This is a genomic window from Planomonospora alba (genome assembly GCF_039534085.1).
Lineage (GTDB): Bacteria > Actinomycetota > Actinomycetes > Streptosporangiales > Streptosporangiaceae > Planomonospora_B > Planomonospora_B alba.
Genome location: NZ_BAAAUT010000004.1, coordinates 189,709 through 204,852, shown reverse-complemented (window position 1 = coordinate 204,852; position 15,144 = coordinate 189,709). Strand labels below are relative to the sequence as shown.

General features: G+C 70.0%; 11 protein-coding genes. 8 read left to right on the top strand and 3 right to left on the bottom strand.

The window, feature by feature from the left end:
* Positions 1–153: 153 nt before the first annotated feature.
* The 3 genes from ABD823_RS03835 to ABD823_RS03825 all read left to right on the top strand — a co-directional run bounded on the left by ABD823_RS03835 (position 154) and on the right by ABD823_RS03825 (position 2,211).
* On the top strand, positions 154–528 hold the full coding sequence (locus tag ABD823_RS03835; RefSeq protein WP_344855932.1) for a type 1 glutamine amidotransferase family protein: 375 nt from the start codon (positions 154–156) through the stop codon (positions 526–528).
* Positions 529–592: 64 nt separating this feature from the next.
* Complete coding sequence (locus tag ABD823_RS03830; RefSeq protein WP_344855930.1) at positions 593–1,105, top strand: RNA polymerase sigma factor; 513 nt, start codon at positions 593–595, stop codon at positions 1,103–1,105.
* A 5-nt stretch (positions 1,106–1,110) separates the two neighbouring features.
* Positions 1,111–2,211, top strand: coding sequence for a CU044_5270 family protein (locus ABD823_RS03825; protein WP_344855942.1), 1,101 nt, complete (start codon positions 1,111–1,113; stop codon positions 2,209–2,211).
* Between the two features lie 150 nt (positions 2,212–2,361).
* Here ABD823_RS03825 and ABD823_RS03820 read toward each other — a convergent pair whose 3' ends face one another.
* The gene (locus ABD823_RS03820; protein ID WP_344855928.1) at positions 2,362–3,216 is read right to left on the bottom strand and encodes a haloalkane dehalogenase; all 855 of its coding nucleotides are present in this window, start codon (positions 3,214–3,216) and stop codon (positions 2,362–2,364) included.
* A gap of 309 nt (positions 3,217–3,525) precedes the next feature.
* On the opposite strand from ABD823_RS03820, the gene ABD823_RS03815 reads away from it, so the two are divergent.
* From ABD823_RS03815 to ABD823_RS03795, 5 genes are all read left to right on the top strand, one after another.
* Positions 3,526–4,398, top strand: coding sequence for a MarR family winged helix-turn-helix transcriptional regulator (locus ABD823_RS03815; protein ID WP_344855926.1), 873 nt, complete (start codon positions 3,526–3,528; stop codon positions 4,396–4,398).
* A 612-nt stretch (positions 4,399–5,010) separates the two neighbouring features.
* On the top strand, positions 5,011–7,032 hold the full coding sequence (locus ABD823_RS03810; protein ID WP_344855924.1) for a family 43 glycosylhydrolase: 2,022 nt from the start codon (positions 5,011–5,013) through the stop codon (positions 7,030–7,032).
* A gap of 171 nt (positions 7,033–7,203) precedes the next feature.
* A complete protein-coding gene (locus ABD823_RS03805; RefSeq protein ID WP_344855940.1) occupies positions 7,204–8,604 on the top strand; it encodes a non-reducing end alpha-L-arabinofuranosidase family hydrolase in 1,401 nt (466 codons plus the stop codon).
* Positions 8,605–8,764: 160 nt separating this feature from the next.
* Positions 8,765–10,003, top strand: a complete 1,239-nt coding sequence (locus ABD823_RS03800; RefSeq protein WP_344855922.1) for a glycoside hydrolase family 43 protein — start codon at positions 8,765–8,767, stop codon at positions 10,001–10,003.
* Positions 10,004–10,017: 14 nt separating this feature from the next.
* Positions 10,018–11,637, top strand: a complete 1,620-nt coding sequence (locus tag ABD823_RS03795; protein ID WP_344855920.1) for a glycoside hydrolase family 27 protein — start codon at positions 10,018–10,020, stop codon at positions 11,635–11,637.
* Between the two features lie 227 nt (positions 11,638–11,864).
* On the opposite strand, the gene ABD823_RS03790 is transcribed toward ABD823_RS03795, so the two are convergent.
* Together ABD823_RS03790 and ABD823_RS03785 are read right to left on the bottom strand one after the other, a co-directional pair.
* Positions 11,865–13,202: an extracellular catalytic domain type 1 short-chain-length polyhydroxyalkanoate depolymerase gene (locus ABD823_RS03790; protein ID WP_344855918.1), complete on the bottom strand. Its 1,338-nt coding sequence runs from the start codon at positions 13,200–13,202 to the stop codon at positions 11,865–11,867.
* Positions 13,203–13,213: 11 nt separating this feature from the next.
* Complete coding sequence (locus ABD823_RS03785; protein WP_344855916.1) at positions 13,214–14,614, bottom strand: endo-1,4-beta-xylanase; 1,401 nt, start codon at positions 14,612–14,614, stop codon at positions 13,214–13,216.
* Positions 14,615–15,144: the final 530 nt, after the last annotated feature.

Sequence of the window (15,144 nt, the reverse complement as noted above, 5' to 3'; positions counted from 1 at the left end):
GCCGTCCCCACCGGGCGGCGCGGCGCCCGAAGGACGCTCCGCGGTCCGGCCGCGGGCCTGCGGCGGGGGTGCCGCCGCCGCCAGGAGCCGAACGCGCGCCGGTAGCCGTTGGGGCTCACGCCGGTCGTCTTCTTGAACCGGTCGCGGAGGGCCGTGGCCGAGCCGGAGCCGACCTGGGCGCCGATGCGTTCCCTGGGCGTCGGCCTGCTGGAGGCCACCGGGGCCCGCACCGTCCGCGCCCGGGTCGTGGGCGACGACGACCTCGTCTCCGGCGGCGGGGTGACCTCGGGGCCGGACGTCGGCCTCTACCTGCTGGAGCGCGAGCTCGGACCGCGGATCGCGCACGCCGTCGAGGAATTGTTCGCCTACGAGCGCCGCGGCGTCGTGTGGCGCAACGCCGGACCCGCCCCCGTCGCCTTCCAGAGTCCCGGCCGGCCGCCGGCCGCGAGCGGGACGTCCAGCCGGCGCGCCGGAAGACGACCGCCGTGGCGTACCGGTCCCGACGGATCATCCGGCGGTGGCGTGTAACTTCTGACGGCCCCGGACCACTTCCTCCTGTCAGCGGTTCCGGGACACGTGAGGGGTTGGGGCGGTGACGAGCGATCAAGAGCGCTTCACCACCATCTATGACGAATGCCGACAACGGGTCTGGGCCTACGTGGTCAGCCGCGCCGGTCGGCAGGTGGCCGACGAGGTGGTGAGCGAGACGTTCGCCATCGCTTGGCGCAGGTTCGACCAGATGCCGCAGAACGCCCTGCCGTGGCTGTTGGGCGTGGCGCGCAACGTGCTGCGCGACAGTATCAGGGCCGAGGCCAGGCGGGAGGGGATTCAGCGTGAGATGCGCGAGTGGGTCACCGCCGACGTGGCCGACCACGTGGCCGAGCGCCTGGGCGTCCTCAAGGCCATGGCCGGGCTCACCCAGGACGAGCGGGAGATCCTCGTCCTCGTCGCCTGGCAGGGCCTGAGACCGAGAGACGCCGCCAAGGTGCTCGACTGCTCGGTGCCCGCCTTCCGGGTCAGGTTGCACCGGGCCAGGAGACGTCTGCAAGCCGCGCTCGAATCACCGGGGTTGTCCCGGGTCCGACTCGTGGAGGAGCTGTCGTGAACGCCATGGAAGAGCTGCGTGCCGCCCGCCCGGCCCACCTGGCCGGCGGTCCGGTCGACCCGCGGACCCGGCAGGCCGAGCTGGCCCATGCCTTCGCCCAGCCCAGGCAGGTGCCGCGGCGCGGCGGGAAGCCGCTGGCCCGGGGTCTGAGCCTGGGCCTGGCGGGCGTGGTGGCGGCCGTGACCGCGGCCGTGCTGGTCGGCGGTACGGCCCGCGGGCCGGCACCCGTCGTGTCACCGGCGGCGTCGGGTACGGTGACGCGGCCGGCCGTGCTCTCGGCGAGGGAGGTGCTGCTCGTGGCCGCGGCCAGCGCGGAGCGCCGGCCCGCCACCGGCGACTACTGGCACGTCTCCAGCCGCTCCCGCACCCTCCAGCCGGTCGACGAGGGCTTCGTGATCTCCATGGAGCGGGAGAGCGAGAGCTGGGTGGGGGCGAGGGAGCAGTGGGGTTCCTCCCGTATCCTGGCGATCAAGCCGGCGACCGGGGCCGACCGGGCGGCCTGGGAGAAGGCGGGTTCGCCGCGCGAGCTGACCTTCGCGGGCCGCAAGAGGATCCCGATCAGGGAGAACGGGGAGCAGCCGCACACCGGTCACACGAAGAGCGAGGAGATCTTCTGGCTCGGCCGCAACGTCACCCTGGCCGACCTGCGGAACCTGCCGACCGATCCGAGGGCGCTCAGGGCCGACCTGCTCCGTTTCCATGAGGGTGAGGACACCGAGGCCGACGTCCCGATGGGGGAGGACGCCTGGCTGTTCCGGGTGGCCGAGGGGTTGATCATGAGCATGCCGGTGAGCCCGGAGGTGCGCGCGGCTGCCTTCCGGATGCTGGCGGACCTGCCGTCGGTCGTCTCGCTCGGCCAGGTCACCGACGCCGCCGGGCGCACGGGCACGGCGATCGCGATCGCGGGCACCTCGCAGTCCAAGCCGGGTGACACCGGCGAGGGCGTGGTGCAGGTACGGCTGATCATCGACGAGCGGTCCGGCCGCGCGCTGGCACGCGAGAGCGTGGTCGTCGAGCCGGGCGGCATGCAGGCCGGGCTGGCGCCGGGGACGGTGTGGAACACCGACACCGTCCTCGAGGCGGGCTGGACCGACGAGCACCCGTAGCCGCGAGGCGTCCGCACGGGCGCGGACGCCTCCGGCACGGCTCGTACCGTTCCCGTTCCCCGGCCCGTTCACCGGTGACCTGCACGATGACCCCCGGCCGGGTGCGGATGGCCGCGTCCGGCGTGCCGGCGCTCCTCGCGCGGAAGGCGGTCACAGGCCGTGGCGGGCGGCCCAGGTGGTGATCGCTCCGGCGATGGCCTCGGGCCGGTCCTCGGGGGCGTGGTGCCCCGCGGGTCCGCAGTGCTCGGTTTCCAGGGCGGCGATGTTGGCCTCGCACCACTCGATCATCCGGTTGTCGACGAGGAGGGTCGGGGAGGAGTCGAAGGTGAGCAGGAGCTTGGGCACATCGGTGCTGGCCGCCAGCCACCGGCCGTATCGCTCGACGCGTTCGGCGACGTCGGCGGGCTCGCCGTCCAGGGGCAGCGAGCGGGCCCATTCCAGGATGGGGCGGCGGCTCTCCCGGGTGGGATAGGGCTCCAGGTAGGCCAGCAGTTCCTGCTCGCCCAGCGGGTTGAGCACGCCGCCGGTGAAGGCCGTCCGTACGAAGAAGTCCTGGTCGAGCACCAGGCTCTCGCCCTGCGGGCCGCGCATGGCCTCGGCGCGCGAGCGCGGGCCGTCGCCCAGCTCGGTCCAGGACATCGGACGGATGATCGTCTCGAAGAAGGCCACGCCGCGGACGCGGCCGGGGTGGCGGGCGGCCCAGTCGAAGGCCAGCGCCCCGCCCCAGTCATGGCCGACCAGCACCACCTCGTCCAGGCCCAGCCGGTCGAACCAGGCGTCGAGGTAGCGGGCGTGGTCGCCGAACCGGTACGGCACGTCCGGTCTGCCGGAACGGCCCATGCCGATGAGGTCGGGGGCCAGCAACCGGGCGTCCGCGCCGACCGCGGGCAGCACCTTGCGCCACAGCCGGGACGAGCCGGGATTGCCGTGCAGGAACACCCAGGCGGCGCCGCTGCCGGTCTCCTCGTGGTACATCGTCGAGTCGAGCACATCGATCTCAGGCATGACGGTCCTCACATCGGGTGGGAGGGAGTCGGGGAGCGGGGTCGGACCCCGGGACGGACGGTGATCGGTTCGAGGACGCGGACGGCCGTCCGGAGGACGCCGGTGCGGGCGACGAGCGGCCCGGTCCCGGCCCGGCCTCGTACGGATCACCGGCCCGGCCGACGGCCTCGGGGTTCGGGTGGGGGATGGCGGCTCCTCGTCGACCGGCGCTCCCGACAGTAGATCCACACCGTCAGAACTGTCAACTATCCAACTATCATCTTCCTGTCCATCAAATGGATGCACTATCAGAGCTGCTAGCATTCGAGCGTGAACACGGAGAGCCGGGCCGAGCGCCGATCCACCGCCGAGGAGAACGCCCCCGTGTCCGGAACCGTCGGCCACCTGCTCCGCCGTGTCTTCACCGGCATCACCGCGCAGGCCGTGCAGGCCGTGCAGGACGGGCCGCAGTCGCGCGACTTCGTCGTGCTCGACATCCTCGCCGACGAGAGCGCCCCCTCACAGCAGGACCTCGCCCACCGGCTCGGCATCAACCGCACGATCATGGTGAAGCTGCTCGACCGGCTCCAGCAGGCCGGCTACGTCACCCGTACGCGCAACCCGGCGAACCGCCGCACCTACGTCCTGTCGCTGACGCCACAGGGCCGGGCCGCGCTCGAGGACATGCGACAGGCCGTCGCCGACCGTGACGCCCGGCTCACCGCTCCGCTGTCCCCGGGCGAACGCCGGCGTCTCACCGAACTGCTGACCAGGCTGGTCGCCGACGGCGGGCGGCCCGTCATCGCCAGCGCCGAGCACCTCATCGCCCAGGCCCACTACCGGCTGCGCCGCCTCGGCGACCACCGGCTGAAGGAGCACGGTCTGCGCACCCGCCACTTCGCCCTGCTGCCCGCACTGGAACTCCTCGCCCCGTGTCCGCAGCAGCGGCTCGCCCGCCACCTGCACCTCACCGAGCCGGCCACCGCGTCACTGGTGGACGAACTGGTCCAGGCCGGGCTCGTCGAGCGCGGACAGGACCCGCGCGACCGGCGCCGCTACGCCCTCGGACTCACCGACCTCGGCCGGGCCCGCATCCCTGCCGTACTCGACGCCCTGGCGGGCATCGAGCGCGACGTCGAAGCGGCCCTCGGTCCCGACGGTGCCCGCGACCTGCGCGGTCTGCTCATCAAACTCCTGCCGTGACCGTGACCGTGACCGTGATCGGAGCCTGTGCGGCGTCGGAGCCCATCGGCGCCGACGGCTGCCTTTCAAGGGCTCGTCGTCAGATGTGAAACTTTCACCTGGGCGGGCGGCGTGGCGTGATCTCGTTTCGGGTGGAACCGCAGGTCGGAAGGTGCTCCGGCGATGACGCCCGGGCCGGTGGGGGCCGCCCCTCGTTGACGCCGGGCCGGATCATCGGATGTACTCCGCGACAACGCGTTCATCCGAACCGGTCGTGCGGCTTCGCACGATCTTATGTTAACGCTAACAATCGGCGAGGTCACATCTTCGACCAGTCAAGGAGTTCTGGATGTCCCCTCATCGTCGGCGGCCGCGCGCAACGGACCGCCTGCCTGCCCGCCGGGGAGGGGCCCGGCTGCCGCGAGCGGGGACGGCGGCGGAGAGATGTCACTCGCGGGCGGCCTGCGGAGAGCTCCGCCCGTCGTTGGAACGCGATCCCCGAGGTGACCTCATGAGCAAAATGTTATCGCTAACATCACTGCCGGGCGATGGCCGGGCCCTCGGCGGCACGTCCCGAGGCGCGCCGGCCGTGCCCGCCGGCGACGGTGCGACCGGCGACCTCCGGAGGTTCCGGTGAGGCGCGTTCTCGCGGTCGTCTCGTCCCTGTTTCTCGTGGGCGTGTTCCTCACGCCCCAGGCGTCGGCCGCGACGGTCGACACCGACGCCTGGTACGTCATGGTCAACCGCAACAGCGGCAAGGCCCTGGACGTCCACAACCTGGCGACCAACGACGGCGCCCGCATCACCCAGTGGACCAGGAACGACCAGAACCAGCAGCAGTGGCGGTTCGTCGACTCCGGCGGCGGCTACTACCGGCTGAAGTCCCGCCACTCCGGCAAGGTGCTGGACGTCTACAACTGGTCGACCGCCAACGGCGGCTCGATCGTCCAGTGGGCCGACCTGAACGGCACCAACCAGCAGTGGCGGCTGGCCGACAGTCCGGACGGCCACGTGAGGCTCATCTCGCGGCACAGCAACAAGGCCCTGGAGGTCCAGGGCGCCTCCACCGCCGACAACGCGAACGTCGTCCAGTACGACGACTGGGGCGGAGCCAACCAGCAGTGGCAGCTCGTGAAGGCCGGCAGCGCATCGAATCCGGGCGGTGACTACACCAACCCGGTCGTCTGGCAGGACTTCGCCGACGGCGACGTCATCCGGGTCGGGGACGCCTACTACTACTCGGCCTCGACGATGCACTACTCGCCGGGCGCGCCGATCCTGCGCTCCTACAACCTGGTCGACTGGGAGTACGCCGGGCATTCGGTCCCGAGGCTCGACTTCGGCTCGGGCGCCTACGACCTCACCGGCGGCCGGGCGTACGTGAAGGGCATCTGGGCCTCGACCCTGAACCACCGGCCCAGCAACGGCACCTTCTACTGGATCGGCTGCGTCGAGTTCAACCGCACCTACGTCTACACCGCCTCCGCCGTCGACGGCACCTGGACCAAGCGCTCGCAGATCGGCAACTGCTACTACGACGCCGGCCTGCTGATCGACACCGACGACACCATGTACGTCGCCTACGGCAACGGCACCATCAGCGTGGCGCAGCTGTCGGCCGACGGGTTCAGCCAGGTGCGCGCCCAGCAGGTCTTCCAGACCCCTTCGAGCGTCGGCACGCTGGAGGGAGCCCGCTTCTACAAGCGAGGCGGCTACTACTACATCTGGCTCACCCGCCCAGCCAACGGCCAGTACGTGCTCCGCTCCACCTCCCCGTGGGGCCCGTACGAGATGCGCCGGGTCCTGCTCGACATGCCCGGTCCGATCTCCGGCGGCGGCGTCCCGCACCAGGGCGGGCTCGTGCAGACCCAGGCCGGCGACTGGTACTACATGTCCTTCGTCGACGCCTATCCCGGAGGCCGGGTCCCGGCACTCGCACCGATCACCTGGACCGGCGACTGGCCGACCGTCCGGACGGTCGACGGCGGCTGGGGCGTGAACTACCCGCGGCCGAACATCCGGACCGACCGCACGGTGGCCTCGATGACGGGCCCGGACACCTTCACCTCGGGCAGCCTCGGCCACCGCTGGGAGTGGAACCACAATCCCGACACCAGCCGCTTCTCCACCGGGAACGGCCTGCGCCTGCGGACCGCCACGGTCACAGGCGACCTCTACAGCGCCCGCAACACCCTGACCCACCGCATCCAGGGCCCGTCGTCGACCGCGACGATCGAGCTCGACTACTCCCAGATGGCCGACGGCGACCGCGCCGGGCTGGCGATGCTGCGCGACCAGTCGGCCTGGATCGGCGTCAGGCGCGACAACGGCGCGTACCGGGTCGTGATGACCAGCGGGCTGACCATGAACGGCTCGTGGCAGACCACCGGCACCGGCTCCGAGCAGGCGGGCACGACCGTCTCCGGCGGCCGGATCTGGCTCAGAGCCAACGCCGACATCCGCCCGGGTCCGGGCAGGCAGGCCCGCTTCTCCTACAGCACCGACGGGACGAACTTCATCGGCCTCGGTCCGGCCTTCACGTTGAACAACGCCTGGCAGTTCTTCATGGGCTACCGCTTCGGAATCTTCAACTACGCCACCCAGGCCCTCGGCGGCGCGGTGACCGTGCGCCGCTTCGACCTGACCACCCCCTGACCGCAGCCGCCGCCCGGTCAGGGCACGGAACGCACCCCCGACACAGAAAGGCATCCCGACCGGCCGGCCCCCTGCGGGCGGCACAGCGACAGAGCCCTGATGGAATCGGAGCACGAAATGAGAATCAGACCCTTGGCCGTCCTCACGGCCGCGGCCACGCTGCTGGTGAGCATGTTCGTGGCCGCCCAGTCGGCGAACGCGGCCACCGTCGACACCGACGCCTGGTACGTCCTGGTCAACCGCAACAGCGGCAAGGCCCTGGACGTCCACAACCTGGCGACCAACGACGGCGCCCGCATCACCCAGTGGACCAGGAACGACCAGAACCAGCAGCAGTGGCGGTTCGTCGACTCCGGCGGCGGCTACTACCGGCTGAAGTCCCGCCACTCCGGCAAGGTGCTGGACGTCTACAACTGGTCGACCGCCAACGGCGGCTCGATCGTCCAGTGGGCCGACCTGAACGGCACCAACCAGCAGTGGCGGCTGGCCGACAGTCCGGACGGCCACGTGAGGCTCATCTCGCGGCACAGCAACAAGGCCCTGGAGGTCCAGGGCGCCTCCACCGCCGACAACGCGAACGTCGTCCAGTACGACGACTGGGGCGGAGCCAACCAGCAGTGGCAGCTCGTGAAGGTCGGCGGCTCCACTCCGACCCAGCCCGGCACGTGCGATCTCCCGTCGACGTACCGCTGGACGTCGACGGGCCCGCTGGCGCAGCCGAGGTCGGGGTGGGTCTCGCTCAAGGACTTCACCGTCGCCCCCTACAACGGCAGGCATCTCGTCTACGCGACGACGCACGACACGGGGACGAGGTGGGGCTCGATGAACTTCGGCCTGTTCACCAACTGGTCGGAGATGGCCTCGGCCAGCCAGAACGCGATGTCCTTCTCCGCCGTCGCGCCCACACTCTTCTACTTCGCCCCGAAGAACGTCTGGGTGCTCGCCTACCAGTGGGGCAGGACCGCCTTCTCCTACCGGACGTCGAGCGACCCCGCCAACCCGAACGGCTGGTCGTCGGAGCAGGTGCTCTTCTCCGGCAGCATCACCGGCTCCGGAACGGGCCCCATCGACCAGGCGCTCATCGGCGACGGCACGAACATGTACCTGTTCTTCGCCGGGGACAACGGCAAGATCTACCGGGCCAGCATGCCGATCGGGAACTTCCCGGGCAGCTTCGGCACGGCATCGACGGTGGTCATGAGCGACACGACGAACAACCTGTTCGAAGCCGTCCAGGTCTACAAGCTCCAGGGCCAGAACCGCTACCTCATGATCGTCGAGGCGATCGGCTCGCAGGGGCGTTACTTCCGCTCGTTCACGGCCACCAGCCTGAACGGCTCGTGGACACCGCAGGCCGCGACCGAGGGCAACCCCTTCGCCGGCAAGGCCAACAGCGGCGCCACCTGGACCAACGACATCAGCCACGGCGAACTGATCCGCACCGGCCCCGATCAGACCATGACCGTCGACCCCTGCAACCTGCAGCTGCTCTACCAGGGACGCAGTCCCGACTCCGGCGGTGACTACGGCCTGCTGCCCTACCGGCCGGGCGTGCTGACACTGCGGCGCTGACGGAGGGTGACACGGGTCCGGTTCGGGTGGAGCCGGAGGGGCGGGCTCGGTGAAGGCCGGGCCCGCCCGGGTCCCGCAGAGACGCCGGTGCTCGTACGGCGACGGTGCGCGGGGCCGGGCGGCGATCCCCGGTCCGAGGTCCGACCTCGAAAGGATCACCATGAGATCTGCGCCATCGTGCCGCCTGGCCTGGATCATGGGCGTGCTCTGCGTCATGGCCCCGCTGCCCGCGGCACCGGCCAGGGCGGACAACCCGATCATGCAGACGATCTACACCGCCGACCCCGCGCCGCTCGTCCACAACGGCCGCGTATACCTCTACACCGGCCACGACGAGGACGGGTCCACGTCCTTCACGATGCGTGACTGGCACGTCTACTCCTCGACCGACATGGCCAACTGGACCGACCACGGCTCGCCCATGAGGCTGGCCACCTTCGCCTGGGCCGACGCCAACGCCTGGGCCGGCCACGTCGCCCACCGCAACGGCAGGTTCTACTGGTACGTCCCGGTGCGGAACCGGGCGACCGGCGGCATGGCCATCGGCGTCGCGGTCGGCGACAGCCCGACCGGGCCGTTCCGCGACGCGCTGAACCGCCCGCTGGTCGAGAACAACGAGATCGACCCGAACGTCCTCATCGACGACGACGGCCAGGCATACCTGTACTGGGGCAACCCCCGCCTCGCGTACGTACGCCTGAACAGCGACATGATCTCCTACTCCGGCGGGATCGACTACGTCCGGCTGACCGGCGCGGGGTTCGGCGCACGCAGCGGCAACACCAGCCGCCCCACGCTCTATGAGGAGGGGCCCTGGGCCTACAAGCGCAACGGCCTCTACTACACCGTGTTCGCCGCGGAATGCTGCTCGGAGTTCATCGCCTACTCGACGGCCTCCAGCGCCACCGGGCCGTGGACCTACAGAGGGACGATCATGCCCCGGCAGGGCGGCAGCTTCACCAACCACGCCGGGATCATCGACTACGTCGGAGGATCGTACTTCTTCTACCACAACGGCGCTCTGCCGGGCGGCGGCTACACCAGGTCGGTGGCCGTGGAGAAGTTCGCCTACAACGCCGACGGCACCATCCCGACGATCAACATGACCACCGCCGGTCCGCCTCAGACCGGCACCCTCGACCCGTTCGCCCGGCAGGAGGCCGAGACCATCGCCTGGTCCTCCGGGGTGGAGACCGAAGCCTCCAGCGAGGGCGGGATGAACGTCGGCTTCATCGAGAACGGCGACTACATCAAGGTCAAGGGCGTCGCCTTCGGCAACGGGGCCACCGCTTTCACCGCCCGGGCGGCCTCGGGCACCGGCGACGGCCGGATCGAACTGCGGCTCGGCAGCGCCACCGGCACTCTTGGCCTCTACATCGACGACGCCTCTTTCCAATGATCAGGAGCCGCGCCATGCCAGGACACCGATCACCGCTGGCCGCGATCACGATTGCGGTTCTGGCGGTGGCACTCACCCCCGCCCAGGCCCAAGCGCTGGACAACGGGGTGGGCCGCACCCCGCCGATGGGGTGGAACACCTGGAACACCTTCGGTTGCAACATCAACGAGACGCTGATCCGCCAGACCGCTGACGCGATGGTCGGCTCCGGCATGCGCGACCTCGGATACCAGTACGTCGTCGTCGACGACTGCTGGTTCGACCCGACCCGTGACTCCGCCGGAAACCTGCAGGCCAATCCGTCGAGATTCCCGAGCGGCATGAAGGCCCTCGGCGACTACCTGCACGCCCGGGGCCTGAAGTTCGGCCTCTACCAGGCGCCCCTGGACCGTACCTGCGCCCAGTACTTCGGCTCCTACCCGGGCGCCACCGGCAGTCTCGGCCACGAGGTTCAGGACGCCCGGCAGTTCGCCGCCTGGGGCGTCGACTACCTCAAATACGACTGGTGCTCTCCCACCGGCACCATAGACGACCAGGTCCGTACCTTCGCGAAGATGCGCGACGCTCTGGCCTCCACCGGCCGGCCGATCCTCTACAGCATCAACCCCAACAGCATCCACGAGAAGACCGGCCCGCAGCGGAACTGGGGTGACGTCGCCAACATCTGGCGCACGACCGAGGACATCACCAACGTCTGGAACTCCGGTCAGACCAACGGCTACCCGATGGGCATCCAGAACATCGTCGACGTCAACGCGCCACTGTCGGGCCACGCCGGGCCGGGGCAGTTCAACGACCCCGACATGATGGTGGTCGGCCGGGGCGGCATGACGGACACCGAGATGCGCAGCCACTTCGCCCTCTGGGCGATCATGGCCGCACCGCTGATCGCGGGCAACGACATGCGGAACATGGACTCCGCGACCGCCGCGATCATGAAGAACCGGAACCTGATCGCCATCAACCAGGACCCTCTCGGCCTCCAGGCCACCCAGATCGGCAACGACGGCACCCGTCGCATCCTGGCCAAACGGCTGAGCAACGGCGACGTCGCGGTCGCGCTGTTCAACCAGGGCGGCAGCACGACGACGATCAGCACCACCACCTCTGCGATCGGCCTGTCCGGCGACTCCTTCAGCCTGCGTGAGGCCTGGACGAACGCCGTCACCCCGACCACCGGGCTCATCTCGGCGAGCGTGCCCTCCCACGGCACCGTCGTGTTCCGGGTCAGCGGCGGAGCATCCGGCCCCGTCTCCCGGATCCAGGGTGCGGGGTCGGGAAGATGCCTCGACGTCACCGGAGCTTCCCGGACCAACGGGACCCGGGTGGGGATCTGGGACTGCCATGGTCAGAGCAACCAGCAGTGGACCCTCACGGCAGCCGGTGAGCTGCGGGTCTACGGAAACAAGTGCCTCGACGTGAACGACAACGGCACCGCCGACGGCACCAGTGTGATCATCTGGGACTGCAACGGCCAGAGCAACCAGAAGTGGCGCTTCAACACTGACGGAAGCGTCACCGCCCTCGGTGCGGGCAAGTGCTTGGACGTGCCCGGCAACTCCGCGGTCAACGGTGTCCACCTCCAGATCTGGACGTGCAACGGTGCCGCCAACCAACGGTGGAGCCGCATCTGAGTGGAGAGCGGTGACGAGGAGGCTGACGAACGGCGGAGGCGGCCGCCATCGGCACCGGCGGCAGGGCCGGCCGCTCCAGGTCCCGCGAGGAGCGGCCGCGTCGTGCTCGTCGCCGCCGTGCGCCGCACCCGGGTGGGGCCTCACGCGCCGCACCCGGGCCGTGCACCCATCCGTCTGAGGCCCCTGGTCCGGGCGGTCCTCAGCAGACCGTCCGGACCAGGGGTGCGTCAGGTGGCGCCCGAGTTCCACCGCTGGTTGGCGCCGCCCCAGCAGGAGTAGAGCTGGAGGCGGGCGCCGTTGCCCGTTCCGGTGGCGTCCAGGCACAGCCCCGACTGCACGCCGACGATCGTCCCGTCGGAGCCGACGCGCCACTTCTGGTTGGCGCCGCCCCAGCAGGAGTAGATCTGGATCCTGGCCCCGTTGCCCGTCCCGGCCGCGTCGAGGCATTCGCCGCCGAGGACCCGCAGCTCCTGGGACGGGGTGAGGGTCCACCGCTGGTTGGTGCCGCCGTGGCAGTCCCAGAGCTGGAGCTGCGTGCCGTCAGCGGTGTTCGAGTTCGGCACGTCCAGGCAGCGCCCGGAGGCGACACCCTTGATCTGGCCGCCGCCGGGGGCGGGTGTCGAGGTCGGCGTCCCCGTGGGCGTGGGACCGGTGCCGTCGAGGCCGAAGAACCGGATCGCGTGGACGGCCATCCCGGGGTGCGGCAGGTCGTGCCCGGCTCCACTGACGGTGTAGGCCTCGACCTGGCCGGAGCCGTAGACCCTCCGTGTCCAGCCCGGCTGCGGGCTGGTGGTCGAGGCGGGCGTCCGGCTCACCCCGTGCACGTCGGTCCACTGGTCGACCTCCTTCTGCAACATGCTGAAGTTCAGCACGTCGTCCGCGGTGCCGTGCCAGGCCATCAGCCGGGGCCGGGGACCGGTGTAACCCGGGTAGGCGCCGCGGACCAGGTCGCCCCACTGCTGGGGTGTCCGGTCGCCGCACCCGGGCGGGCCGAGACAGCCGAAGGGCACACCGGCGAAGGGGGCGCCGGCCTTGAACACGTCGGGATAGGTGGCGAGCAGGTTGACGGTCTCCATCGCGCCGGAGGAGAAACCGGTGGCGAACACCCTCGCGGGGTCACCGTTGTGGTGCCGCACGACGTAGTCCACCATCGACACGATCGAAACGGGGTCGCTGCCGCCTCCGTGCCGGAGTGCTCCGTCCGACCACACGTCGAAGCAGTTCGACAGGCCGTTGGCGCTCTTGTTGGCCTGCGGGTAGACGACGATGAAGCCGTACCTGTCGGCCAGGGACGCGAACTCCGTCTGCCGGTGGAAGTCGGTCGCCCGGCCGTTGCAGCCGTGCATCGCCACCAGGATGCCGGGACGCGCGGCCACGTTGTCAGGGACGTAGAGGTACATCTGGATGTTGCCGGGGTTCGCCCCGAAGTCGCCGATCCGGGTCAACGTCGCCGCCTTCGCCCTGGGCGCCGTGGCGACGAGACCGGCCAGGGCGGCGGTCACCACAGCGACCACTGCGGCGATCACCGTCCCGGCCCCGATCGGCACCGGCCGGTGCCGTCTCATGATCCGGCCTCCTAGCCCCGGTTCCAGGTCCACTTCTGGTTGTTGCCGCCCCAGCAGGAGTAGAGCTGGAGCTGGGCGCCGTTGCCGGTGCCGGCGGCGTCCAGGCACAGGCCCGACTGGACTCCGACGATGGAGCCGTCCGAGTTGAGGCGCCACTTCTGGTTGTCGCCGCCCCAGCAGGAGTAGATCTGCACCTTGGTGCCGTTGCCGGTGCCGGCGGCGTCCAGGCACTTGTCGCCGTAGACGCGGATCTCCTGCGCGGACGTGTAGGACCACTGCTGGTTGGAGTTGGTGTGGCAGTCCCACAGCTGGAGCTGCGTGCCGTCGGTCGTGGTGGCGTTCGGCACGTCCACACACCGCCCGGACGCCACGCCCCGGATCTGTCCCGCGCCGCCGGGGTTCTGCGTGGGCGACGTGGTCGGCGAGGACGTGGGGTTCGGGCCCGCGCTGTTGAGCGCGTTCAGGACGGAGGTGTAGGCGGCCTTCTTGTTGCCGTTGCCGTCGAAGAGCAGTGCGCTGGCGTTGGCGCCGAGCCAGGAGTCGGTGTCGCGGACCCCCCAGACCGTGATGCCGGTACAGCGCGGCACCGCCAGGCAGTCGTTGACGACGTTGGCGTACGTGGTGGCCGAGCCGCCCTGGATGTCCAGCTCGGTGATCTGCACGTCGACGCCCAGGGCCGCGAAACTCTGGATGGTCGTGCGGTAGTTGCTGTTGTAGGGGCTGTTGCTGTTGAAGTGCGACTGCAGGCCGACGCAGTCGATCGGCACGCCGCGCTGCTTGAAGTCGCGGACCATGTTGTAGACGGCCTGCGTCTTGGCCCAGTTCCAGTTGTCGATGTTGTAGTCGTTGTAGCACAGCTTGGCGGCCGGGTCGGCGGCCCGCGCGGTGCGGAAGGCCACCTCGATCCAGTCGTTGCCGGTCTGCTGGAGGTTGGAGTCGCGCCGAGCGCCGGAGTTGCCGTCGGCGAAGGCCTCGTTGACGACGTCCCAGGCGTAGATCTTGCCCTTGTAGTGCCCCATCACGCCGTTGATGTGGTTGATCATCGCCTGACGGAGGCTGCTGCCGGAGAGCGACCGCATCCAGTCCGGCTGCTGGGAGTGCCAGGCGAGCGTGTGCCCGCGCACCCGCTTGCCGTTCTGCACCGCCCAGTTGTAGATCCGGTCGCCGGCGCTGAAGTTGAACTGCCCCCGGTTGGGTTCCGTGGCGTCGATCTTCATCTCGTTCTCGGCGGTGATCATGTCGAATTCGCGGTTCGCGATCGTGGTGTACGTCTGGTCGCCCAGCTTGCCGGCCGCGATGGCCGTGCCGAAGTACCGGCCGCTCTGCTGGGCGGCGGCGGCCAGCGTGCTCGCCGCCGCGTCTGCGGGAACCGACACCATCAGCGCGGCGCCTATGACGCCTGCGACGCTCACGGCGCCCACGATGCCGCGCAGAGCGCCGAAGCGTCCGTACGCGGATGGAGGTGAAGCCTTCATGGCCATGCCTGACTCCATACTGAGATCACGGGAGAGGGATGTGCGGGAACCCGGCGGACGACGCCGCGCCCCGGACCGGAGGCGCACACCACGATGGCGTCATGACCGGCGGCCCTCGTCGATCACCACATCGGACAGGGCCGACCGCTTCGGAGATCAGTGTGGAAACGCAACCGAAACATGTCAATACCTAAAAGAAACTTTCGGATCGATGGTCTGAGGTTTATGCCCGATTATCGATGCCGGTGGAGCCGTGGAGGGCTTGCTTGAGGTCATGTAGCGGAGAATCGCCGATCCTTGGCTATGAAAGTTTCACACTTCATCCGCAACTTGCGGATGCGGGGGACCGGCGGTGTGGGCGGGAGACCTGTCCGGCGTGGTCGTGTGCGCGGCCACCGCCCCTTGACGGCCTCCGGGCCCGTTGTATTTACTCGCCGCCATCACCACCGAGGACGGCGGGGTGTCGA

What these genes read in the sequence shown, in the direction of transcription:
- ABD823_RS03795 (WP_344855920.1), top strand. Translation starts at nt 10,018, where the DNA reads ATGCCAGGACACCGATCACCGCTGGCCGCGATCACGATTGCGGTTCTG.
- ABD823_RS03825 (WP_344855942.1), top strand. Translation starts at nt 1,111, where the DNA reads ATGGAAGAGCTGCGTGCCGCCCGCCCGGCCCACCTGGCCGGCGGTCCG.
- ABD823_RS03805 (WP_344855940.1), top strand. Translation starts at nt 7,204, where the DNA reads ATGTTCGTGGCCGCCCAGTCGGCGAACGCGGCCACCGTCGACACCGAC.
- ABD823_RS03800 (WP_344855922.1), top strand. Translation starts at nt 8,765, where the DNA reads ATGAGATCTGCGCCATCGTGCCGCCTGGCCTGGATCATGGGCGTGCTC.
- ABD823_RS03820 (WP_344855928.1), bottom strand. Translation starts at nt 3,216, where the DNA reads ATGCCTGAGATCGATGTGCTCGACTCGACGATGTACCACGAGGAGACC.
- ABD823_RS03790 (WP_344855918.1), bottom strand. Translation starts at nt 13,202, where the DNA reads ATGAGACGGCACCGGCCGGTGCCGATCGGGGCCGGGACGGTGATCGCC.